This window comes from Cellulomonas sp. PS-H5 (assembly GCF_019265565.1).
Taxonomy (GTDB): Bacteria; Actinomycetota; Actinomycetes; order Actinomycetales; family Cellulomonadaceae; genus Cellulomonas.
This window is the reverse complement of record NZ_JAHVCI010000010.1, coordinates 55983-77940: the sequence shown is the minus strand read 5'-3', so window position 1 is coordinate 77940 and position 21958 is coordinate 55983. Positions and strand designations below refer to the sequence as shown.

At 73.8% G+C, this 21958-nt stretch carries 20 protein-coding genes; 12 read left to right on the top strand and 8 right to left on the bottom strand.

Annotation, left to right across the window (positions count from 1 at the left end):
- Window positions 1-209: 209 nt before the first annotated feature.
- Window positions 210-1043 (top strand): bifunctional 2-polyprenyl-6-hydroxyphenol methylase/3-demethylubiquinol 3-O-methyltransferase UbiG, encoded by an 834-nt coding sequence (locus J5O08_RS06560; protein ID WP_218706070.1) that lies wholly within the window; start codon window positions 210-212, stop codon window positions 1041-1043.
- A gap of 38 nt (window positions 1044-1081) precedes the next feature.
- Here J5O08_RS06560 and J5O08_RS06555 read toward each other — a convergent pair whose 3' ends face one another.
- Window positions 1082-1951 (bottom strand): maleylpyruvate isomerase N-terminal domain-containing protein, encoded by an 870-nt coding sequence (locus J5O08_RS06555; protein ID WP_218706069.1) that lies wholly within the window; start codon window positions 1949-1951, stop codon window positions 1082-1084.
- Window positions 1952-1994: 43 nt separating this feature from the next.
- Between J5O08_RS06555 and lepA the strand changes: the two genes are divergently transcribed.
- Together lepA and hemW are read left to right on the top strand one after the other, a co-directional pair.
- Entirely contained in the window at window positions 1995-3875 is a 1881-nt protein-coding gene (lepA, locus tag J5O08_RS06550) for a translation elongation factor 4 (RefSeq protein ID WP_308160848.1), read from the top strand.
- Complete coding sequence (hemW, locus tag J5O08_RS06545) at window positions 3872-5116, top strand: radical SAM family heme chaperone HemW (RefSeq protein ID WP_218706068.1); 1245 nt, start codon at window positions 3872-3874, stop codon at window positions 5114-5116. The genes lepA and hemW overlap by 4 nt, the downstream gene beginning before the upstream one ends.
- An 89-nt stretch (window positions 5117-5205) precedes the next feature.
- Here the strand turns inward: hemW and J5O08_RS06540 are convergent, their stop codons facing one another.
- The gene (locus tag J5O08_RS06540; RefSeq protein ID WP_218706067.1) at window positions 5206-5655 is read right to left on the bottom strand and encodes a DUF4870 domain-containing protein; all 450 of its coding nucleotides are present in this window, start codon (window positions 5653-5655) and stop codon (window positions 5206-5208) included.
- Window positions 5656-5816: 161 nt separating this feature from the next.
- Between J5O08_RS06540 and J5O08_RS06535 the strand changes: the two genes are divergently transcribed.
- On the top strand, window positions 5817-6743 hold the full coding sequence (locus J5O08_RS06535; protein WP_218706066.1) for a hypothetical protein: 927 nt from the start codon (window positions 5817-5819) through the stop codon (window positions 6741-6743).
- Window positions 6744-6756: 13 nt separating this feature from the next.
- Here J5O08_RS06535 and J5O08_RS06530 read toward each other — a convergent pair whose 3' ends face one another.
- Window positions 6757-7608: a DUF3097 domain-containing protein gene (locus J5O08_RS06530; protein WP_308281429.1), complete on the bottom strand. Its 852-nt coding sequence runs from the start codon at window positions 7606-7608 to the stop codon at window positions 6757-6759.
- Between the two features lie 49 nt (window positions 7609-7657).
- Between J5O08_RS06530 and J5O08_RS06525 the strand changes: the two genes are divergently transcribed.
- The 7 genes from J5O08_RS06525 (at window position 7658) to J5O08_RS06495 (ending at window position 16584) form a co-directional block, all read left to right on the top strand.
- Entirely contained in the window at window positions 7658-9199 is a 1542-nt protein-coding gene (locus J5O08_RS06525) for an MFS transporter (RefSeq protein ID WP_308281428.1), read from the top strand.
- A 46-nt stretch (window positions 9200-9245) separates the two neighbouring features.
- Window positions 9246-10277, top strand: a complete 1032-nt coding sequence (gene hrcA / locus J5O08_RS06520) for a heat-inducible transcriptional repressor HrcA (protein WP_147797179.1) — start codon at window positions 9246-9248, stop codon at window positions 10275-10277.
- 95 nt (window positions 10278-10372) lie between these two features.
- Window positions 10373-11506, top strand: coding sequence for a molecular chaperone DnaJ (gene dnaJ, locus J5O08_RS06515; protein WP_147796108.1), 1134 nt, complete (start codon window positions 10373-10375; stop codon window positions 11504-11506).
- Between the two features lie 2 nt (window positions 11507-11508).
- Window positions 11509-12276 (top strand): 16S rRNA (uracil(1498)-N(3))-methyltransferase, encoded by a 768-nt coding sequence (locus J5O08_RS06510; protein WP_218706065.1) that lies wholly within the window; start codon window positions 11509-11511, stop codon window positions 12274-12276.
- Between the two features lie 198 nt (window positions 12277-12474).
- Window positions 12475-15042 carry a sodium-translocating pyrophosphatase gene (locus J5O08_RS06505; protein WP_308281426.1) on the top strand — a complete coding sequence of 856 codons (2568 nt, stop codon included), beginning with the start codon at window positions 12475-12477 and terminating at the stop codon, window positions 15040-15042.
- Window positions 15039-16115 (top strand): glycosyltransferase family 1 protein, encoded by a 1077-nt coding sequence (locus J5O08_RS06500; protein ID WP_308281425.1) that lies wholly within the window; start codon window positions 15039-15041, stop codon window positions 16113-16115. Before J5O08_RS06505 ends, J5O08_RS06500 begins: the two co-directional genes overlap by 4 nt.
- Before the next feature lie 112 nt (window positions 16116-16227).
- Window positions 16228-16584, top strand: coding sequence for a hypothetical protein (locus J5O08_RS06495; protein WP_218706063.1), 357 nt, complete (start codon window positions 16228-16230; stop codon window positions 16582-16584).
- A 224-nt stretch (window positions 16585-16808) separates the two neighbouring features.
- Here J5O08_RS06495 and pgi read toward each other — a convergent pair whose 3' ends face one another.
- The 4 genes from pgi to J5O08_RS06475 all read right to left on the bottom strand — a co-directional run bounded on the left by pgi (window position 16809) and on the right by J5O08_RS06475 (window position 19476).
- The gene (gene pgi, locus J5O08_RS06490; protein ID WP_218706062.1) at window positions 16809-18491 is read right to left on the bottom strand and encodes a glucose-6-phosphate isomerase; all 1683 of its coding nucleotides are present in this window, start codon (window positions 18489-18491) and stop codon (window positions 16809-16811) included.
- 88 nt (window positions 18492-18579) lie between these two features.
- A complete protein-coding gene (locus J5O08_RS06485) occupies window positions 18580-18789 on the bottom strand; it encodes a hypothetical protein (RefSeq protein WP_218706061.1) in 210 nt (69 codons plus the stop codon).
- 5 nt (window positions 18790-18794) lie between these two features.
- The gene (locus J5O08_RS06480) at window positions 18795-19289 is read right to left on the bottom strand and encodes a hypothetical protein (protein WP_218706060.1); all 495 of its coding nucleotides are present in this window, start codon (window positions 19287-19289) and stop codon (window positions 18795-18797) included.
- Window positions 19279-19476 (bottom strand): hypothetical protein, encoded by a 198-nt coding sequence (locus J5O08_RS06475; protein ID WP_218706059.1) that lies wholly within the window; start codon window positions 19474-19476, stop codon window positions 19279-19281. The genes J5O08_RS06480 and J5O08_RS06475 overlap by 11 nt, the downstream gene beginning before the upstream one ends.
- Window positions 19477-19527: 51 nt before the next feature.
- Here J5O08_RS06475 and J5O08_RS06470 point away from each other — a divergent pair, with 51 nt between their 5' ends.
- Window positions 19528-20727, top strand: coding sequence for an IS30 family transposase (locus tag J5O08_RS06470; RefSeq protein ID WP_218706058.1), 1200 nt, complete (start codon window positions 19528-19530; stop codon window positions 20725-20727).
- A gap of 198 nt (window positions 20728-20925) precedes the next feature.
- Here J5O08_RS06470 and J5O08_RS06465 read toward each other — a convergent pair whose 3' ends face one another.
- On the bottom strand, window positions 20926-21882 hold the full coding sequence (locus J5O08_RS06465) for an LLM class flavin-dependent oxidoreductase (protein WP_255589405.1): 957 nt from the start codon (window positions 21880-21882) through the stop codon (window positions 20926-20928).
- Window positions 21883-21958: the final 76 nt, after the last annotated feature.

The following is a 21958-nucleotide window of genomic DNA, read 5'->3' as shown; positions in this document are numbered from 1 at the left end:
TGGGGCGTGGGGACACCCGCGGAGAGGAACCGGACTTGTGCCCGCCGACCCGGGCGGACACGCGACTGACAAGCCTACCAGGCGAGCAGCCGCCGGACGAAGCCCGCGGACGTGACCCGCGCCTCCACGGTCGGCCGCGCCGTGCCGCAGGGGCCCGGGGGCCCATAAGTCCTCGTCGGCGCTCCGCAGTCCACCCTAGGGTGCCGCCCATGAGCAGCGACGCCGTGGCCGTGAACCGGCGCAGCTGGGACGCCGTCGTCCCCGCCCACCTCGTGGCCTACGGGGCCGACGCCTTCGCCGGCGAGGACAGCCGGATCACCGCGGTCGTCCGCGACGACCTCGCCGCGCTCGCGCCGCACCTGCCCGGCGGGTCGCCGGTCGGGCTCGACCTGGTGCACCTGCAGTGCCACATCGGGCTCGACACGCTGTCGTGGGCGCGGCTCGGGGCTCGGGTGACGGGGATCGACCTGTCGGGCGCCTCGACGGCCGCGGCGCGCGAGCTCGCGGAGCGGGCGGGCCTGGCGGCGACCTTCCTCGAGAGCGACGTCGCGCACGCCCTCGACGTCTGCGCCGACCGGTTCGACGTCGTCTACACCGGGATCGGCGCGCTCTGCTGGCTGCCCGACCTCGACGCCTGGGCGCGCACCGTCGCGGGGCTGCTCCGACCGGGTGGGACGTTCTACGTCCGCGAGGCGCACCCGGTGCTCTACGCCCTCGACGCCGAGCGGACCGACGGTGCCCTCGTGCTGGCGCAGCCGTACTTCGGCGGCGCGCCGCGGCACCACCGGCACGCGTCGACGTACGCCGGGGGAGCGGTGCCCGAGGACGCGCGCGACACCTACGAGTGGCAGCACGGGCTGGCCGAGGTCGTGCAGGCGCTGCTCGGCGCCGGGCTGCGGCTCGTCGCGATCGCGGAGCACCGGACGATCCCGTGGCTCGCGCTGCCGGGGATGGTGCCGACCGGCGACGGCAGCTGGGCCCTCCCGGAGGGCGGCGACCGCCTCCCGTTGACGTTGGCCCTGACCGCGACGAAGCCGACCTGACGCCCTCAGCCGCGACGCGCTGGGCTCCGGCGGTGGCGTCAGGGCGTGAGCGGACCGGCCAGGGCCGCGGCCAGGGCGGCGCGGTCGCCCGTGACCGTCAGCGCCGGGTCGTCCGCAGGGGTGCGGCCCCAGAGGAGCAGGGCCAGTGCGCGGGCCGGGCCCGCGACGGTCACCGGCGCCGCGTCTGGCGCCGACGGGGAGGCCGCCCCGGCCGCCGCCTCCGGCCACGCGCCGGCTCGGCTCGGCTGCCCGTCCGCTGGACCCGGCTGCCCGTCCGCCGGCGCGCCCAGCAGCCACGACCGCCCCGCGTCGTCCGCGACCAGTCGCACCGGGCGTCCGAGCGCCGCCATCCGGCCGAGCCGCACCTGCCGCGGGGTCATCACCGTCACCACCTCGTCGACCGTGTCGACCCACAGCGCCGGGTCGGCCACGGGGTGCGGGGCGCCGGCGGCAGCGGCGAGGTCGTGCAGGTGCACCAGCGTCTCGTGCAGCTGTCGGCGGTGCCAGAACGCGGCCGGCCCGGGCCCGACCAGGGTGGACGCGGGGGCGTCCGGGCCGAGCGACCGGAGGGTGTCCTGCAGCACGTCGGCCTGCTCCCGGTAGAACGCCCGGAGCGCCTCGGGCTCGCGCGGCTCGACGGGGTCGACGCCGTCGTCGTCCTCGCGTCGCGCCATCGCCGCGGCCCACCGGTGGACGCCGCCGAGGTGCAGCGCGAGGTCGGTCACGGTCCAGGGGGCGCACCCCGGCACCGGGGCGGCCGGGTCGGCCTCGGCGAGCAGCGCCGCGAAGGCGTCCTGCGCCGCGGCGAGGGCGTCGAGCAGGGCGGCCCCGACGGCCGGGTCGGCGGCCGCGGCAGGACCGACGGTGGGGCGCGTACCGGCCGCGGCTCGGGTCTCGGGCGCGGGCATGGGACCATGGTGGCAGTCCGACCCTGCGAAACCGAGGGAGCACGTGTCCCCGATCCCGAGCGCCGAGCAGTCCCGGCGCATCACCCCCGCGGCGACCCCGCCCGAGCTGCTGCGCAACTTCTGCATCATCGCGCACATCGACCACGGCAAGTCGACCCTCGCCGACCGCATGCTCCAGCTGACCGGCGTCGTCGAGGCCCGTGCCATGCGCGCGCAGTACCTCGACCGCATGGACATCGAGCGCGAGCGCGGGATCACGATCAAGTCCCAGGCCGTGCGCATGCCGTGGGCGATGGGGGACACCCCCTACGCGCTCAACATGATCGACACCCCGGGCCACGTCGACTTCACCTACGAGGTGTCCCGGTCGCTCGCGGCGTGCGAGGGCGCCGTGCTGCTGGTGGACGCCGCGCAGGGCATCGAGGCGCAGACGCTGGCCAACCTGTACCTGGCGATGGAGAACGACCTCCAGATCATCCCGGTGCTGAACAAGATCGACCTGCCGGCGGCGCAGCCCGAGAAGTACGCCGAGGAGCTCGCGAGCCTCATCGGCGGCGACCCGGCCGACTGCCTCAAGGTGTCCGGCAAGACGGGCGAGGGCGTCGAGGCGCTGCTGGACCGGATCGTCGAGCTGGTCCCGGCCCCGACCGGCGACCCCGACGCCCCGGCGCGCGCGATGATCTTCGACTCGGTCTACGACACCTACCGCGGCGTCGTGACCTACGTGCGCGTCAAGGACGGCAACCTCAACCCGCGCGAGCGCATCGCGATGATGTCGACGAAGGCCACGCACGAGCTGCTGGAGATCGGCGTCATCTCGCCCGAGCCCGTCCCGACCAAGGGCCTGGGCGTCGGCGAGGTCGGCTACCTCATCACCGGCGTGAAGGACGTCCGCCAGTCGAAGGTCGGCGACACCGTCACGAACGCCAGCAAGCCCGCCACCGAGGCGATCGGCGGCTACTCCGACCCGAAGCCGATGGTGTTCTCGGGCCTGTACCCGATCGACGGCTCCGACTACCCGGTGCTGCGCGACGCGCTCGACAAGCTCAAGCTCAACGACGCCGCGCTGAACTACGAGCCCGAGACCTCGGTCGCGCTGGGCTTCGGTTTCCGCGTCGGGTTCCTCGGCCTGCTGCACCTCGAGATCATCCGGGAGCGGCTGGAGCGCGAGTTCAACCTTGACCTCATCTCGACCGCGCCGAACGTGGTCTACGAGGTGACGATGGAGGACCGCCAGGTCGTCACCGTCACGAACCCGAGCGAGTTCCCGGGCGGGAAGATCCGCGAGGTGCGCGAGCCGATCGTGAAGTCGACGATCCTCGCCCCGAGCGAGTTCATCGGCGCGATCATGGAGCTCTGCCAGGGCAAGCGCGGGGACCTGCTCGGCATGGACTACCTGTCCGAGGACCGCGTCGAGATGCGCTACACGCTGCCGCTCGCGGAGATCGTGTTCGACTTCTTCGACCAGCTGAAGTCCCGCACCCGCGGGTACGCGAGCCTCGACTACGAGCCCGTGGGCGAGCAGGTCGCGGACCTGGTGAAGGTCGACATCCTGCTGCAGGGCGAGCAGGTCGACGCGTTCAGCTCGATCGTGCACAAGGACAAGGCGTACTCGTACGGCGTGATGATGGCGTCCAAGCTCAAGGACCTCATCCCGCGCCAGCAGTTCGAGGTGCCGATCCAGGCGGCCGTCGGCTCCCGGGTGATCGCCCGCGAGACCATCCGCGCGATCCGCAAGGACGTCCTCGCGAAGTGCTACGGCGGCGACATCACCCGCAAGCGCAAGCTGCTGGAGAAGCAGAAGGAGGGCAAGAAGCGCATGAAGACCATCGGCCGGGTCGACGTGCCGCAGGAGGCCTTCATCGCGGCGCTGTCGTCCGACGCGGGCGGCGCCAAGGACGCCAAGGACGCGAAGAAGAAGTGAGCCCGGCGCTCCCGGAGGGTGACGCCGCTCCCGCGGACGGCGCCCTCCCGCCGGGCGTGCGGGACGGCGCGGGCGACCGCGGGTTCGGCGTGTACCTGCACGTGCCGTTCTGCACGGTGCGCTGCGGGTACTGCGACTTCAACACGTACACGGCGACCGAGCTCGGTGGCGGCGCCTCCCAGGTGGCCTACGCGGACACGGCGCTGGCCGAGATCGCGCTGGGCGCCCGGGTGACGCGCGCCGCGGGGCTGCCCGACCGGCCAGCGTCGACCGTGTTCGTCGGTGGCGGCACCCCCACGGTGCTGCCCGCGTCCGACCTGGTCCGGATGCTCGACGGCGTCCGCGGCGCCTGGGGCCTCGCGGACGGCGCCGAGGTCACGACCGAGGCCAACCCCGACTCGGTGACCCCGGGGTCGCTGGCCGAGCTGGCGCGCGGCGGGTTCACGCGCGTGTCGTTCGGCATGCAGTCGGCGGTGCCGCACGTGCTCGCGACGCTGGAGCGCACCCACGACCCGCGCCGGATCCCCGACGTCGTCCGCTGGGCGCGGGACGCCGGCCTGGCCGTGTCGCTCGACCTCATCTACGGCACGCCGGGGGAGTCGCTCGCCGACTGGCGGACCTCCCTGGAGACGGCGCTGGCCACCGGCGTCGACCACGTGTCGGCGTACGCGCTCGTCGTCGAGCAGGGCACCAAGATGGCGGTGCAGGTGCGCCGCGGCGACCTCGCGCTGCCCGACGAGGACGACCAGGCGGCGAAGTACGAGCTCGCCGACGACCTGCTCACCGAGGCCGGCCTGCACTGGTACGAGGTCAGCAACTGGGCGCGCACCCCCGCGGACGCGTGCCGGCACAACCTCGCGTACTGGCGCAACGACGACTGGTGGGGCGTCGGCCCCGGCGCGCACAGCCACGTCGGCGGCGTGCGCTGGTGGAACGTGAAGCACCCGCGGGCGTACGCGGCGCGGCTCGCCGCGGGGGAGAGCCCGGCCGCGGGGCGGGAGACCGTCGAGGACGCGTCGGCGCGGCTCGAGCGGGTGATGCTCGGGGTGCGGCTCGACGAGGGGCTGCCCGTCGAGGTGCTGAGCCCCGCGGGCCGGTCCCGGGTGGCCGGGCTGGTGGCCGACGGGCTGGTCGACGCGCGCGCGGCGCTGGGCGCAGGGGGCCGGCCTGGCCGCCGGGTGCGGCTCACGCGCCGGGGCCGGCTGCTGGCCGACTCGGTCGTCCGCACCCTCGCGGACTGACCCGGCGAAGACGAGTGGAGCGTCCTGCCGAACACGCCGGGGCGTGTCGGGCAGAACGCTCCACCCGGGGTGCGGCTAGCGCGAGGTGATCACTTCACCAGGCGCAGGGTGACCGGGTAGCGGTACCACTGGCCCTTGTTGACGGCGACGGCCGCGAGGATCGCGAACACGATGTTGACGGCCCACACCACGAACGGCAGGAACGACAGGATCCCGAGCGTGACGACGCCGAGGATCGTCGCGGCGACGGAGGCGATCACGACCGTGATCTGGAAGTTCAGCGCCTCCTTGGCCTGGTCGTCCAGGAACGGGCCGCGGCCCTTGAAGACGAGCCAGACGACGAGGGGGGCGATGAAGCCGAGGATGATCCCGCCCAGGTGCGCGAGCAGCGACCAGGTCTTCTCCTCGTCCGGGCGCAGCGGCTGCTGCGGCTGGGCCCCGTACGGCTGCTGCGGCTGGCCGCCGTACGGCTGCTGGGGCTGACCGCCGAACGGCGGCTGCTGCTGACCGCCCGCGGGCGGCTGCTGGTCGTACGACATGAGTCTCCTCGTGGGTGCTGCGGGGCTACGGCGGTCGAAGCGTAGCGGTGTGACCGGGTCTTTCGTCCCCTTTGCCCCTGCGGTGGACTTCTTGACACCCGCGGGTCGCCTTCGGTTCGCTGGCCGGACGGGCGACCGACGTCCGACCAGGAGGGCACGCGATGACCGAGAACCCGGGCACCACCCCGCCGCGCGACGACGAGCCGCAGCCGCCCCAGGGGCAGCCGCCGGCCGGCCCTCCGCCCGCCCCGCAGCAGCCCTACGGCCAGCAGCCGCCCGGCCAGCCGTACCCGCAGCAGCCGTACGGCCAGCAGCCGCCCCCGGGCCAGCCGTACCCGCCGCAGCAGCCCTACCCGCAGCCCGGCTACGCCCAGCAGCCCTCCGGCGCCCCCGCGTACGGCGCCCCGACCGCCGGGACGAGCGTCGGCGACGCGTTCAGCTGGGGCTGGACGAAGTTCACCCAGCAGGTCGGCCCGTTCCTGCTCGGCGTCCTCGCCTACCTGGCGGTCATCGTCGTCGTCACCGCGGTGCTGTTCGCGGTGATCCTCGGCGGCACCGTCGCGAGCGTCGACCCGGACACCCAGGAGCTGCGCAACGGCGCGGGTGTCGGCCTGGTGTTCGGCTACCTCGTGGTGGCCGCGGTCGCCCTGCTGCTGTCCGCCTTCATGCAGGCCGGCGTCACCCGGGCGACGCTCGAGGTCGCCGACGGACGCCGGATCGAGGTCGGCACGTTCTTCCGGTTCGACGACTTCGGCAAGGTGGTCGTGGCCGCGCTGCTCGTCGGGCTGGGCACGGCGGTCGGCGTGCTGCTGTTCGTGATCCCGGGCCTCGTGTTCGCGTTCCTCGCGCAGTTCACGCTGTTCTACGTCATCGACAAGCGGATGGCGCCGGTGGACGCGATCCGGGCGAGCTTCACGCTGGTGAGCCGGAACCTCGGGGCCGTCCTGCTGCTGTTCCTCGCGGTCTACGCGGCGAACCTGGTCGGGTCGGCGCTGTGCGGCATCGGCCAGCTGGTGTCGTTCCCGGTCGGCCTGCTCGCGACGACCTGGATGTACCGCCGGCTGCAGGACGAGCCCGTCGCCCCCTGAGCCCGCGGGCGCCTCAGGGCGCCGTCACGAAGTCGATCAGCTCCTCGACCCGCCCCAGCAGCGACGGCTCCAGGTCGGCGTAGGACCGCACGGAGCGCAGGATCCGCTGCCAGGCGCGGGCGACGTCGGCCTGCTCGTCGGCGGGCCAGCCGAGCTCGCGCAGGATGCCGCGCTTCCACTCGGTGCCGCGCTCGATCGTCGGCCAGGCGGTCAGCCCGACGCGCGCGGGCTTCACGGCCTGCCACACGTCGACGTAGGGGTGGCCGAGCACGAGCAGCGTCCCGGCGGGCACGGTGCGCACGGCCTCGTCGGCGATCCGCTGCTCCTTCGACCCGGGCACCAGGTGGTCGACGAGCACGCCGACCTTCTTGCCCGGCCCGGGGCGGAAGTCGCGCAGCGCGTCGACGAGGTTGTCGACGCCGTCGAGCAGCTCGACGACGACGCCCTCGGCGCGCAGGTCGTCACCCCAGACCTTCTCGACGAGCTCGGCGTCGTGCTTGCCCTCGACCCAGATCCGGCTGCCGATCGCCACCCGCGCGCGCTGGTCGGCCGCCGCGAGGGAGCCCGACGCGGTGCGCTTCGGCCCGGTCGGCGCGGTCGGCCGCGGCGGCACCAGCTCGACCGGCTTGCCGTCGACCCAGAACCCCGGCCCGAGCCGGAAGGTGCGCGTGCGCCCGCGGCGGTCCTCCAGGACGACGACGTGCTCGCCGCCCGACTTCTCGACCCGGACGACGGCGCCGACCCAGCCGGTCGTGACCTCCTCGACGACCAGGCCGCGCTCGGCTGGCGTCGGGGTCGAGGTGGGCCGGCGGTGCGCGCTCGAGGAGCCCGCGGACAGGACGTCGGTTCCGTAGCGGTCGGTCACCCGCGGCAGCCTAGGTGCCGACCGCTCGCCCGCGTGGTACGACACGACGGTGACGTCGACCCCCGCGCAGCACCCCGACCGCCCCGGCACCGCGACCCGGCCGGAGCCGGACCCGCACCGGTGGCGCGCCCTCGGCGTGTGCCTGGCGATCGGGTTCATCACGATGCTCGACGTCTCGATCGTCAACGTCGCGCTGCCGTCCATCGAGCGCAGCCTGGACGCGGGCGCGAGCCAGCTGCAGCTCATCGTCGCGGGCTACACGCTGGCGTTCGGCCTGGTCCTGGTGCCCGCGGGCCGGCTCGGCGACGCCCGCGGCCGCCGGGCGCTGTTCCTGCTCGGCCTGACCGGCTTCGCGCTCACCAGCCTCGGCGCGGGCCTGGCCCCCTCCGACGAGCTGCTCGCCGTCGCCCGGCTCCTCCAGGGGATGAGCGCGGGCCTGCTGAACCCGCAGGTGGTCGGCACGATCCAGCAGCTGTTCACCGGGTACGAGCGCGGGAAGGCGTTCGGCTACTTCGGCGCCACCATCGGGGTGTCGACGGCGCTGGGGCCGCTGCTCGGCGGGCTGATCATCCAGGCGTTCGGCGCCGAGGAGGGCTGGCGGTGGGTGTTCTTCGTCAACGTCCCGGTGATCGCCGTCGTGCTGCCGTTCGCGCTGAAGTTCCTGCCGCGCGGCGCGGTCGGCAGCGCGACCACGACCGGACCCGGCGGCCGGCCGCGGCTGGACGTGGTCGGCCTGGCGGGCGTCGCCCTGACCGCCGCCGCGGTCATGGTGCCGTTCGTCACGACGACCGGGGAGGGCGGCGACGACCCGGCGCGCTGGTGGTGGCTCGCGGTCGCCGCGGTGCTCGGCGTCGCGACGGTGGGCTGGGAGCGCCGGTACCAGCGGCGCACCGGAGCGGCCGTGCTCGACCCGCGGGTGCTGGGCGAGCCCGCGTTCCGGAACGGCGCGCTGCTCGGCATCGCCTACTTCGCGGGGTTCACGTCGGTGTTCCTGGTGGCGACCCTGTACCTGCAGCAGGTGGCCGGGTTCACGCCGCTGCAGGCCGGGCTCGTCAACATGCCGTTCGCGATCGCCTCCGCGGTGTCGGCGCAGCGGTCCGGCCGGCTGGTGGCGACCCGCGGCCGTGCGCTCGTCGTGATCGGCCTGGTGCTCGTCGTCCTCGGCCTGATCGGCACCGACCTGGCGATCCGGTTCGTGGACCCGCCCGCCGTCGGCTTCGTGATGGCCGCGACGCAGATGGTCGCGGGCGCCGGCAGCGGGCTGGTGATCGCGCCCAACCAGACGCTCACGCTGGCGCGGGTGCCGGTCGAGCGGGCCGGCGTGGCGGGCAGCATGCTGCAGGTCGGCCAGCGCATCGGGTCCGCGCTCGGCGTCGCCGTGGCGCTGTCCACGTACTACTCCGCCCTGGCGTCCGGGGTCGAGGGCTCGGCGGCCGCGGGCCGCGCGCTGCTGCTCACGGTCGCGCTCGTCGCCGTGGCCCTCGTCGTCGGGCTGCTCGACCTGCGGGCGCGGCGGCGCGGGACCGACGAGGAGGACGACGCGGAGGCCGGCGCGGGCACCGGCACCGCGTCCGCGTCCGCGGACGCGTAGAATTGGCACTCGGTTCCAGCGAGTGCCAGGACGTCGGGAGGTGGCGATGAGCGAGGACCGCAGGCTGGACGTGCTGCGGGCGATCGTGGAGGACTACGTCGCCACCCGCGAGCCCGTCGGCTCCCGCGCCCTGGTCGAGCGGCACTCCCTGGGGGTGTCGCCCGCGACGATCCGCAACGACATGGCGGCCCTCGAGGACGCCGGGCTCATCGTGCAGCCGCACACCTCGGCCGGCCGGGTGCCGACCGACAAGGGCTACCGGCTGTTCGTCGACCGCCTGGCGACCATCAAGCCGCTGTCCGCGCCGGAGCGCCGCGCGATCGAGACGTTCCTCGAGGACGCGGCCGACCTGGACGACGTCGTCGACCGCTCGGTGCGGCTGCTCGCGCAGCTGACCCACCAGGTCGCCGTCGTGCAGTACCCGTCGCTGCGCCGCACGGCGCTGCGGCACGTCGAGCTGGTCCCGGTCGGCGACCGGCACCTGCTCGTGGTCATCATCACGGACCACGGCCGCGTCGAGCAGCGCACCATCGAGGTGCCGGACCCGTTGGACGCCGGGACCGTGGCGCGGCTGCGGATCCGGCTCAACACGGCCGCCGCGGGCCGGCGGCTCGCCGAGCTCGGCACCGCGCTGTCGGACCTGGCCGACGACTTCGCCCCCGCGGACGGCCCGCTCGTGCGCGGCGTCGTCGCGGTGGTCGAGGACACGCTGGCCCAGGAGAGCGAGGAGCGCGTCGTCCTGGCGGGCACCGCGAACCTGGTGCGCGGCGGCGGCGCGGACTTCGCGCACACCATCAGCCCCGTCCTGGAGGCGCTGGAGGAGCAGGTCGTCCTGCTGCGCCTGCTGGGCGAGATGGCCGAGGACGAGGCGGCGGTCTCCGTCCGGATCGGCCGCGAGACCCAGCACGAGGGACTGCTGGAGACGAGCTTCGTGACGACCGGCTACGGCGGCCCCGACGGCGGCGGGACCGCGGTCGCGCGGATCGGCTCCGTCGGGCCGCTCCGCATGGACTACCCCGGGACCATCGCGTCGGTGCGCGCCGTCGCCCGGTACCTGTCCCGGATCCTCGCCGGATGACCGGCCGCCGGGCACCGACGCGGTCCCGCGCACGTTCGACAGGCAACGCCCGACCCGCGCCCGCGCGCGGCCCCCACACGCACAGGAAGTGACGAGTGAGCGACTACTACGAGGTGCTCGGCGTCGAGCGTGACGCCACGCCCGAGCAGATCAAGAAGGCCTACCGGCGCCTCGCGCGCGAGCTGCACCCCGACGTGGCGGGTGCGGACGCGGGCTCCGAGGACCGGTTCAAGGACGTGTCGCGGGCGTACGAGGTGCTGTCGAACCCCGAGAAGCGGCGCATGTACGACCTGGGCGCCGACCCGTCGGCCCCCGGCGGCGGCATGGGCGGCCAGGGCGGCTTCGGCTTCCAGGACATCTTCGAGACGTTCTTCGGCGCCGCCGCGGGCGCGGGCGCGCAGCGCGGCCCGATCCCGCGCGCCCGCCGCGGCCAGGACGCGCTGCTGCGCCTCGACATCGACCTGGCCGAGGCGACGTTCGGCACGCACCGCGAGGTGCCGGTCGAGACGGCCGTGGTCTGCCCGACCTGCGACGGCTCCTGCTGCCGCCCGGGCACCTCGCCGCGCACCTGCGACGTCTGCGGCGGCCGCGGGTCGGTGCAGCGGGTCGCCCGGTCGTTCCTCGGCCAGGTGATGACCTCGCAGCCGTGCGCCGCGTGCCACGGCTTCGGCACCGTCATCCCCGAGCCCTGCACCGAGTGCGCCGGCGAGGGCCGGGTCCGCTCGCGCCGCACGCTCGAGGTCGACGTCCCGGCGGGCGTCGACACCGGCACCCGGATCAAGCTCACCGCGCAGGGCGAGGTCGGCCCCGCCGGCGGCCCCGCGGGCGACATCTACCTCGAGGTGCGTGAGCGCAAGCACGACACCTTCGTCCGCGAGGGCGACGACCTGCACTGCACCCTCGAGGTCCCGATGACCGCGGCGGCGCTCGGCACCGTGCTCACCCTGGACACCCTCGACGGCCCGCAGGAGGTCGATCTGCGCCCCGGCACCCAGCCGGCGCAGGTCGTCACGCTGCGCGGCCTCGGCGTCGGCCACCTGCACGCGGGCGGCCGCGGCGACCTGCACGTGCACGTGGACGTCCACGTGCCCACGTCGCTCGACGACGAGCAGGCCGAGCTGCTGCGCAAGCTCGCCGGCCTGCGCGGCGAGGAGCGCCCCGAGGCGCGGCTGTCGGCCTCCGGCGGCGGCGTGTTCGCGAAGCTCCGCGACAAGCTCGCCGGGCGCTGAGCGTGACCGCTCCGGTCTTCCTGGCCGAGCCGGGCGACCTCGACGCGCTCGCGGCCGGGAGCACCTACCTGCTCGGGGGCGCCGAGGGGCGGCACGCGGGCGTCGTGCAGCGCAAGACCGCCGGGGAGCGGGTCGACGTCGTCGACGGCGCCGGCACCCGGTTGGTCGGCGAGGTCGAGGCGGCCGGGCCCGAGGGCGTGCACCTGCGCGTCCGCGAGGTCGTCGTCGAGCCCGTGCCGGCGCCCCGCCTGGTGCTGGTCCAGGCGCTCGCGAAGGGCGACCGGGACGAGCTGGCGATCGAGGCGGCCACCGAGGTCGGCGCCGACGGCGTCGTGCCCTGGCAGGCCGAGCGGTCGATCGTCGTGTGGCGCGGCGACCGGGCGGCCAAGAGCCGGGCCCGGTGGCTCGGCACTGTCCGCACCGCGGCCAAGCAGGCCCGCCGGGCGCACGTGCCGGGCGTCGACCTGGCGCTGGCGACGGCCGCGCTCGTCCGCCGCGCGCGCGAGGTGGTCGAGGCGGGCGGCGCGGTGCTCGTGCTGCACGAGGAGGCGACGACCCCCCTCGCGGCGGCGGCGCTGCCCGCGGCCGGGGCGACGGCCGACGTGCTCGTCGTCGTCGGCCCCGAGGGCGGCATCGCGGACCGGGAGCTCGCCGAGCTGGTCGACGCCGGGGCGCAGCCGGTGCTGCTGGGGCCGCACGTGCTGCGGACCTCCACGGCGGGGCCGGTGGCGCTCGCGCTGCTCGCGCAGCGGCTGGGGCGCTGGGGCTGACGCCGCTGGGTGCCGCCCACCTGGGCCGTACGTCTCATCCGGTGGGCCTCGGCCGGTCCTAGCGTCGAGGGTGACAGCGATGGCGCTCTCACCAGGGACCCGACCGTGAACACAGACGTCCGGACCGGCACCACCTCCTCGCGCGCACCGGCGGCTCCCGCCGACCGGCCCCCGACCGGCCGACGGCGACGGTGGCCCGTGCCCGCCGCGGCGGCCGCCGTCCTCGGGACCGCGCTCGCCGGGTGCGCGCCCGGCTCCGCCTCCGCCGAGGGCGGCTCGGTGCACGGCGGGGAGGCGAGCCTCGTGCTGCCGGACCTCGGCGCCGTCACCGTGCTCGGCTCCGTGTCGGGGCGGCTGCTGCTCGGCCTCGGGCTGATCGTGTGCGTGCTCGGCCTCGCGTTCGGCGTCGCCACCTACGTGCAGCTGCGCCGGCTCCCCGTGCACGCCGCGATGCGGGAGATCTCCGAGCTCATCTACTCGACCTGCCGCACCTACCTCACCCGGCAGGGCCGGTTCCTCGTCGTGCTGTGGGTGTTCATCGCCGCGGTGATCGTCGTCTACTACCGCGCGCTGGTCGGGTTCGAGTGGGGCCGGGTCGCCACGATCATCGCGTTCAGCCTGCTCGGCATGGCCGGGTCGTACGCCGTCGCCTGGTTCGGGATCCGGGTCAACACGCTGGCGAACTCCCGGACCGCGTTCGCGTCGCTGGCGGGCAGGCCGCTGCCGGTGCACCGGATCCCGATGCAGTCCGGCATGTCGATCGGCATGGTGCTCATCAGCCTCGAGCTGCTGATGATGCTGGTCATCCTGCTGTTCCTCCCGGCGGACGTGGCGGGCGCGTGCTTCATCGGGTTCGCGGTCGGCGAGTCGCTCGGCGCGTCGGCGCTGCGGATCGCCGGCGGCATCTTCACGAAGATCGCCGACATCGGCTCCGACCTGATGAAGATCGTGTTCAAGATCAAGGAGGACGACGCCCGGAACCCCGGCGTGATCGCCGACTGCACCGGGGACAACGCGGGCGACTCGGTCGGCCCGAGCGCCGACGGCTTCGAGACCTACGGCGTCACCGGCGTCGCGCTCGTGACGTTCGTGCTGCTCGCGGTCGACGACCCGCTCATGCAGGCGACCCTGCTGGTCTGGCTGTTCGTGGTCCGGGCCGTCATGGTCATCGCCTCGGCGGTGTCGTACCTCGCGAACGACGCGTGGACCCGCCGCCGGTACGCCGCGGCCGAGCGGATGGACTTCGAGAAGCCGCTGACCTCCCTGGTCTGGCTGACCTCGGTCGTGAGCATCGCGCTCACCTACCTCACGACCTGGGCCGTGCTCGGGCACCTCGACGGCGTCGGCGACGGGCTGTGGTGGAAGGTCGCGACGATCATCTCCTGCGGCACCCTCGCCGGGGCGCTCATCCCCGAGCTGGTCAAGGTGTTCACCTCCACCAACAGCCGGCACGTCCGCGAGGTCGTCACGTCCTCCCGCGAGGGCGGGCCGTCGCTCAACATCCTGTCCGGGCTGGTGGCCGGCAACATCTCGGCGTACTGGCTGGGCATGACGGTCGTCGCGCTCATGGGCGGGGCGTTCCTGATCAGCGAGCAGGGGCTGGACCAGGTCATGGTCGCCCCGGCGGTGTTCGCGTTCGGGCTGGTGGCGTTCGGGTTCCTCGGCATGGGGCCCGTCACGATCGCCGTCGACTCGTACGGCCCGGTGACCGACAACGCGCAGAGCGTCTACGAGCTGTCCTTGGTCGAGGAGCTGCCCGGCGCGGCCGAGCAGATCGAGGCCGAGCACGGGTTCGCCCCGCGGTGGGAGCCGGCCAAGCGGATGCTCGAGGAGAACGACGGCGCGGGCAACACCTTCAAGGCGACCGCGAAGCCGGTGCTCATCGGCACCGCGGTCGTCGGCGCGACCACGATGATCTTCTCGATCATCGTGGCGCTCACCGAGGGCCTCACCACGGGGCTCGACAACCTGTCGCTGCTGCACCCGCCGTTCCTGCTCGGCCTGGTCACCGGCGGCGCGATGATCTTCTGGTTCACCGGCGCGTCCATCCAGGCCGTCACCACCGGCGCGTACCGGGCGGTCGAGTTCATCAAGGCGAACATCCACCTCGACGGCAGCGAGCGGGCCAGCGAGGCGGACTCCCGCCGGGTCGTGGAGATCTGCACCCAGTACGCCCAGAAGGGCATGCTGACGATGTTCCTCGCGATCTTCTTCGCCACGCTGGCGTTCGCGTTCGTCGAGCCGTTCTTCTTCATCGGCTACCTGGTGTCGATCGCGGTGTTCGGGCTGTACCAGGCGATCTTCATGGCGAACGCCGGCGGCGCCTGGGACAACGCCAAGAAGATCGTCGAGGTCGACCTGCACGCCAAGGGCACCGCGCTGCACGACGCGACCATCGTCGGCGACACCGTGGGCGACCCGTACAAGGACACCTCCTCGGTCGCGCTCAACCCGGTCATCAAGTTCACGACGCTGTTCGGGCTGCTGGCCGTCGAGCTCGCGGTGAGCCTGACCGGCGACGGGCGCGGGACGCTCGTGCACGTCCTGGCCGGGGTGTTCTTCGTGACGTCGGCCGTGTTCGTCTACCGGTCGTTCTACGGGATGCGGATCGGCGGGGCGCCCGCGGGGGAGGAGGACCCGGCCGAGCCCGAGCCCGAGGAGCCGGCCGAGCCGGGGGCGACGGCGGGCGGCGTGCTGCCGCGCCAGGGCGGCGCGGGCGCGGGAGCCGACGACGCCGGCACCCTCGTCGACGCCGAGGGGCGGTGAGCGGCGTGCGCGTCGCGATCAAGCACGACGACGTCCTGGTCGACGCCGACGGCCGGGTCGCCGGCCACGACGCGGCCGCCACCCTGGTCCGCCGGCTGCTGCGGGTGTTCCCCGGCTCGGTCCTGATCGGGCCGGGGCCGCGGCGCTGCGACGGGTTCGACCTGCTGCCGCTCGAGTTCGTCGACGGCGACGGCACCGTCGTCATCACGATGGACGTGCTCGACTCGGTGCAGGTGTGGCAGACCCTGCGCGCGGGCGGGTGCGCGGACCCGCGGGTGATGAACTTCGTGTGGTGGGACGCCACCCGGTACCCGCACCCCGTCGAGCAGGCCGCGCTCGCGCTGTCCTGCGCGCTGTTCCCGACGTTCGCCAACTCGGCGCGCACCGCGTCCGAGATCCGCGAGCTGATCGCCCGGCTGACCGTGCCGGCGCTGGGGGAGCGCGCCCGCACCGGGTGGGTCAACCTCGGGTTCCGGGTCGACCACGTCCGGCCGCGGCACGAGCCGGACGTCCCCGTCGTGCTGTACCCCGCGATCTACGTCTCCGAGCGCAAGCAGCCGCGGCTGTTCCTCGAGGTCGTCGACCGCGTGCAGCGCCGCACCCCGATCCGCGTCGAGGCCCGGCTGCACGAGTCGCACCTGGTCTCCGAGACCGCCATGCGGATGTCCGAGCGGCCGTGGTGCTGGGTCGGCCCGCTCACCGCGACCCGCGACTCCTACTGGGAGGCGCTCGGCCGGACCACGGCGTTCCTCGCGACCGCCACCGAGGAGTCCTACGGGCTGGAGTACGTCGAGGCGCTCGCGGCCGGCGCCGTCGGCGTGTTCCCGGACCTGCCGTGGGCGCGGGCGCTGCTGCCGGACGGCTACCCGTACCTCTACCGGACGCCCGACGAGGCCGCCGACCAGCTCGAGGTCGCGGTGACGCGGACCGCCGCCTGCCGGCGCGAGCTCGACGCGATCGCCGGCGGCTCGTTCGTGCGCTGGCTGTCCGCGCACCACGACGACGACACGTTCGACCGCACCGTCGTGGCCCGGGTCCGGGACTGGTTCGGCGACGTGCCGACGGCCGGGTGAGCCGCGCGCGGCAGCCGCTGACCTGGGCTCACCCGGAGGGTCTTGACCCGGCCCGCGATCGGCGGGACGCTGGCCTGCCGCACGCACCGCAGCGATGAGCCGAGGGGGTCTCATGGGACGGGTGGCCGTCGTGCTGGCCGGCGTGGCCGTGCTGGCGCTCCAGGTGTGGTTGACGCTGTACGCCCAGGTCGTGCTGGCCTACGAGGCGGCCGTCCTCGCCGCGGTGCTCGTCGGGGTCGCCCTGCGCGGCACCGTGCGCGCGCGCCGACGCCGGCACCGCGCCGACGCGGCCCGGTGGCCGGACGCGGACGGGATCGCGGTGCCGCAGCCGACGGTGCTCGTCGGCGGCCCGGTGCTGCCGCCGGTCGACGCGGGCCTGGGCTCGCCCCCGGTCCCGACGCAGGTCGAGGACCGGGGCGACCCCCTGGACGACCTCCTGGGCCGCCGCCGCCCACGCCCGGTGGCCTGAGCGCGCCCGCCGACGCGCCGCGCGTCCCGCACGCCGCCCTCCCCGCCCCGCCCAGGTCGCCGAGGGGGTAGCCGACGCGTCGAGCGTGTAGCCGCCGACTACTCCCTCGACGTGTCGACTACTCGCTCGGCGGACGCTGGCGCGCTGGAGCCCGGCGGGGACGGCCACGGGCCCGCCGCGACCGTCGTCGCGGCGGGCCCGTGCGTGGCTGGCCGGGGTGGGGGTCAGCCCTGGCGCAGGTCCAGGTAGCGCGCGATCAGCGAGCGGGTCGACGGGTCCTGGGCCGCCAGCGCGTCCGCGTCGCCCTCGACCGCCGGGGCGATCTCGAGCGCCAGCTTCTTGCCGAGCTCGACGCCCCACTGGTCGAACGAGTCGATGCCCCACACGACGCCCTCGACGAACGTGATGTGCTCGTACAACGCGATGAGCTGGCCGAGCACCGACGGGGTCAGCGACGGGGCCAGGATCGACGTCGTCGGGCGGTTCCCCGGGAACACACGAGCCGGGACGATCTCCTCGGCGGTGCCCTCGGCGCGCACCTCGTCGGCGGTCTTGCCGAACGCCAGCGCCTTGGTCTGCGCGAAGAAGTTCGCCAGGAACAGGCCGTGCACGTCGGTCTCGCCGTCCTTCAGCGGGTGCGCCGGGTTGGCGACCGCGATGAAGTCCGCCGGGATCAGCCGGGTGCCCTGGTGGATCAGCTGGTAGAACGCGTGCTGGCCGTTGGTGCCGGGCTCGCCCCAGAACACCTCGCCGGTCTCCGTCGTCACCGGCGTGCCGTCCCAGCGGACCGACTTGCCGTTCGACTCCATGGTCAGCTGCTGCAGGTACGCCGGGAACCGGTGCAGGTACTGGGCGTACGGCAGGACGGCGTGCGTGTGCGCGTCCAGGAAGTTGACGTACCAGACGTTGAGCAGGCCCATGAGGACCGGCACGTTCTGGTCGAACGGCGTGGTGCGGACGTGCTCGTCGACGGCGTGGAAGCCCTCGAGGAACTCGCCGAAGGCGTCCGGGCCGATCGCGATCGCCAGCGAGGTGCCGATCGCCGAGTCGACCGAGTAGCGCCCGCCGACCCAGTCCCAGAACCCGAACGCGTTCTCCGGGTCGATGCCGAACGCGGCGACCTTGTCGAGCGCCGTCGACACCGCGACGAAGTGCTTGGCGACCGCGCCGGTGCGGGCCTCCTCGGTGTCCTCGATCGCACCGGCGGCGACGAGCTCGCGCCACAGCCAGTCGCGGGCGAGCCGCGCGTTGGTCAGCGTCTCGAGCGTGCCGAACGTCTTGGACGCGACGACGAACAGCGTCGTCGTCGGGTCGAGGTCCTTGGTCTTCTCGGCGATGTCGGTCGGGTCGATGTTCGAGACGAACCGCACCTCGAGGCCGTCCTGCACGTACGGCTTGAGCGCCTCGTACGCCATGACCGGGCCGAGGTCCGAGCCGCCGATGCCGATGTTCACGACGGTCGCGACGCGCTCGCCGGTGACGCCGGTCCACTCGCCCGAGCGGACCTTGTCCGCGAACGCGGCGATCTTCGCGAGCACCTCCTGCACGTCGGCGTCCACGTCCTGGCCGTCGACGACGAGGGTGGGCTCCGCGTCGGCCGGGCGGCGCAGCGCGGTGTGCAGCACGGCGCGGTCCTCGGTCACGTTGATGTGCTCGCCGGCGAACATCGCGTCGAGCCGGGCCTTCAGGCCGACCTGGTCCGCGAGGGCGACGAGCAGGGACAGGGTCTCGTCGGTGACGAGGTTCTTCGACAGGTCGACGGTGAGGTCGGCCAGCTGCCGGGTCAGGCGCGTCGCGCGCTCGGGGTCGGCGTCGAACCAGCCCCGCAGGTCGGGGAGGAACGCCTCCTCGTGCGCGGTCAGGGCGGTCCAGGCGCCGGTGGTGGTGGCGTCGACGGGTGCAGTCACGGCGAGTCCCTCTCGGAAGCAAGATCCAACAGGTCACACCGTATCGAGGCCGGGGCGGTGGGCGAGCGGGACGTGCGGCCCGCCCGGGTCACCAGGTGCGGTAGGGCTGCACCTGCGGCGAGTACTCGGCGTCAGGGGAGGTGACCTCCCACCCGTGGGCGCGCAGGACAGCGGCGGCCTCGTCCTGGAGGTCGCGAACGGCGGTGCGGAACTGGCGGAGGCGCCAGCGTTCCCGTCCCGCCGCCAGAACCTGTTGCCACCCTGGTGCTGCGTCGATCCCGCAGTCGCGGATCAGCATCTCGATCAGGTCCTCGAGGCAGGGCCGGAAGCGTTCGCCACCGACGGGCAGGTGGACCTTCGACAGGTCGTGCGGACTGGGTACTCGGCGCGCGTCCGCTGAGTTGGCGATCGACAGGAGGTGGGAGAAGGCACCTCGCTCTGCGTGGACCTGCCAGTGGCAGACCAGGGGTCCTCCCGCATGTCGCTGCGGTACTCGAGCCTGAGCAACGGCGTCCGGTCGAGCGTCGAGAAGATCCCGAAGTCCATCCGGGTGGTCTTCAGGTGCCTCCGCGAGTGATCGAACGTCTGGTAGAGCGCGAGCGACAAGTCGGCGAGGTGCTGGCCGTTCACGCAGAGCGGGATCCGCCGTTGCGGCGCGGTGTCCCCGGCCGGCCGGATCGCGTACCGGTCGCCGAGGCGCACCGAGACGACCTGGACGTCGACCCCGAGCGAGCCGCGGATCAGTTCGCTGACCTCGCAGGCGAACGCCTCGGAGCGAGCAGCAAGCTCAGAAGTCATCGGCGGAGTCGTCCAGCAGGAAGCTGATCTCCTCCAGCTCGGCGATCGCGTCCCACTCCTCGGCGGACGGAGTTCCGCTCGACGCCCGGGACCGCAGCGCCTCGATCGTGGTGCCGAGGCGGCGCAAGATCCTGGCTCGACGAGCCAGGAGGTCGTCGCGGGTCACCTCGATCGTCACGGGCGTCATCGGGTCTCCTGGCAGGTTCATAGGGTCGTCGCAACGTCTGGGGGGGTTGCGATGGTCCGTGGGGTTGTTCTGGGCGAGGACGTGCGTGAGCGGGCGGTGGCGTTGGTCGCCGCGGGTTCGTCGTTGTCTGCCGCGGGACGGTTGCTCGGGGTCGCGGTCAGCACGTTGCGGCCGTGGGTCGTGGCGGCGTTCGGTGAGCCGATGGCGATGGGTCCGCGGGGCGGGTTGCGGCTGCCGAGACCGCCGGCGGGCGAGCCCTCGGGCCGGTTGTTGTCGGGTGAGGATCGCGCGGTGATCCAGGCCGGGTTGGCTCAGGGGCTGACGATGACCGCGATCGCGGTGTTGATCGGCCGGGACAAGTCGACCGTGTCTCGGGAGGTCGCGCGGGGGCGCAGCGCGGATGGGGTCTACCGGTCCCAGCTCGCTGATCGGATGGCTGCCGGGCGCAGGGCCAGGCCCAAGGCGTTCAAGCTGGCGGCCGACCCTGCTCTGGCGGCGGTGGTCACCGAGGGGCTGGATCAGGGCTGGTCGCCGGGGCTGATCGCGAAGATGCTCAAGACGGCTCATCCGCACGACCACACTGGGCGGGTGAGCCACGAGACGATCTACCGGGCGTTGTATGTCCAGGCCCGCGGCGGGCTGCGTCAGGACCTGGCCAAGCGGTTGTCGACCGGTCAGACCGCCCGCAAGCCCCGCACCCGGGCCGCCGTCGGGGCCAGGGCCACGTTCTCCGGCGCGCTGCGGATCAGCCAGCGCCCGCCCGAGGTCACCGACCGGGCCGTGCCCGGGCACTGGGAGGGCGACCTGATCATGGGGACGCGCAACGCCTCGGCGATCGGGACGCTGGTCGAACGCTCGACCCGGTTCGCGATCCTGCTCCATCTTCCCCAGGGACGCCGCGCCGAGGCGGTCGCCGAGGCGATGATCGCGGCGATGTCGGACCTGCCGGCCCACCTGCGCCGCTCGATCACCTGGGACCGGGGTAGCGAGATGGCCGCCTACGACCGCATCCAGCTCGACCTGCAAGCACCGGTCTACTTCGCCGACCCGCACTCACCCTGGCAGCGAGGCAGCAACGAGAACACCAACCGGCTGCTGCGGTTCTGGTTCACCAAGGGCACCGACCTGTCGACCTGGACCCCCGAAGAGATCCGACGAGTCCAGGACATGCTCAACGCCCGACCCCGACCCACCCTCGACCTACGCACCCCAGCCCAAGCCCTCGCCGAACTCCTCACCGCAGCCGCCTGATCAGCACTCGTTGCAACGACCACTTGACCTCGGCCACCCCGTCGCAAGCGGATGTGACGATCCTGCCGCATCGGACTGACACCCACCACCACCTACGTCCGGGGCCGGGTCACGCGCCCAGGGCCTCGCGGACGAGCGGGGCCACCTGGGTGCCCAGCAGCTCGATCGCGCGCAGGCTCTCGCGCTGCGGGACGCCGCTCAGGTCTGGAAGATCTGCCGGTCGTGCCCGAGCGCGGCGTGCAGCGCCACGATGCGGTCCGCGACCTCGTGCGGCGACCCGACGAAGTAGGCCCCGCCCTTGGCGGCCTGGGACTCGAACGCGATCCGGTTCGGGATGGCGAACCCGCGCTCGGCGGCGATCCGGCGCATCGTGCTGAGCCAGTACGGGAAGAAGAACTCCCGCGCCTGCTTCGCGTCGTCGGCGACGAACCCCATGCCGGCGACCTCGACGCGCTGCGTGGCGGGGTCGTGGCCGGCCTCGGTGTGCGCGGCCCGGTACAGCCGCACCAGCGGGGCGAAGTCCGCGGGCCGGCCGCCGATGATCGCGTAGGACACGGGGAGGCCGAGCCGGCCCGCGCGGTCCGAGGACGCCGGGTTGCCGCCGGTGGCGACCGCGATCCGCAGGTGCTCGCCGAGCCCGGGCTTGTCGAGCGGGCGCGGCAGCACCTCGGCGGCGTGCAGCGGCGCGCGGAACCGGCCGGACCAGGTGACGGGGTTGCCGCGGTCGATCCGGAGCAGCAGCCGGATCTTCTCGTCGAACAGGTCGTCGTAGTCGTCGAGCGAGGCACCGAACAGCGGGTACGACTCGATGAACGACCCGCGCCCCGCGAGCAGCTCGACGCGTCCGCCGGACAGCAGGTCCATCGTCGCGAACTGCTGGTAGAGCCGGACGGGATCCTCGGTCGACAGCACGGTCACGGCGCTGCCGACGCTGATCCGCTCGGTCTGGGCGAGCGCCGCGGCGATCACGGTCGCGGGGGAGGAGATGGCGTAGTCGGGGCGGTGGTGCTCGCCGATGCCGACGTGGTCCAGGCCGACCTCCTCGGCGAGGCGGACCCGCTCCAGCACGTCGCGCAGGCGCTGCGCGGGGGAGGTGACCGTGCCGGTGACCGGGTCGGGGTGGATGTCGCCGAACGTGTACAGGCCGAGCTCCATGCCCGGTGCAGCGCGGGGGAGGGGCGGGGCATTCCCGGACGACCGGGGTCGGGTGGAGCGTCCTGCCCGACACGCT

Coding starts and splice junctions, on each gene's coding strand:
- J5O08_RS06560 (WP_218706070.1), top strand. CDS start 210: ATGAGCAGCGACGCCGTGGCCGTGAACCGGCGCAGCTGGGACGCCGTC.
- J5O08_RS06555 (WP_218706069.1), bottom strand. CDS start 1,951: ATGCCCGCGCCCGAGACCCGAGCCGCGGCCGGTACGCGCCCCACCGTC.
- J5O08_RS06540 (WP_218706067.1), bottom strand. CDS start 5,655: ATGTCGTACGACCAGCAGCCGCCCGCGGGCGGTCAGCAGCAGCCGCCG.
- J5O08_RS06535 (WP_218706066.1), top strand. CDS start 5,817: ATGACCGAGAACCCGGGCACCACCCCGCCGCGCGACGACGAGCCGCAG.
- hrcA (WP_147797179.1), top strand. CDS start 9,246: ATGAGCGAGGACCGCAGGCTGGACGTGCTGCGGGCGATCGTGGAGGAC.
- J5O08_RS06495 (WP_218706063.1), top strand. CDS start 16,228: ATGGGACGGGTGGCCGTCGTGCTGGCCGGCGTGGCCGTGCTGGCGCTC.
- J5O08_RS06485 (WP_218706061.1), bottom strand. CDS start 18,789: ATGCTGATCCGCGACTGCGGGATCGACGCAGCACCAGGGTGGCAACAG.
- J5O08_RS06480 (WP_218706060.1), bottom strand. CDS start 19,289: ATGACTTCTGAGCTTGCTGCTCGCTCCGAGGCGTTCGCCTGCGAGGTC.
- J5O08_RS06475 (WP_218706059.1), bottom strand. CDS start 19,476: ATGACGCCCGTGACGATCGAGGTGACCCGCGACGACCTCCTGGCTCGT.
- J5O08_RS06470 (WP_218706058.1), top strand. CDS start 19,528: ATGGTCCGTGGGGTTGTTCTGGGCGAGGACGTGCGTGAGCGGGCGGTG.
- J5O08_RS06465 (WP_255589405.1), bottom strand. CDS start 21,882: ATGGAGCTCGGCCTGTACACGTTCGGCGACATCCACCCCGACCCGGTC.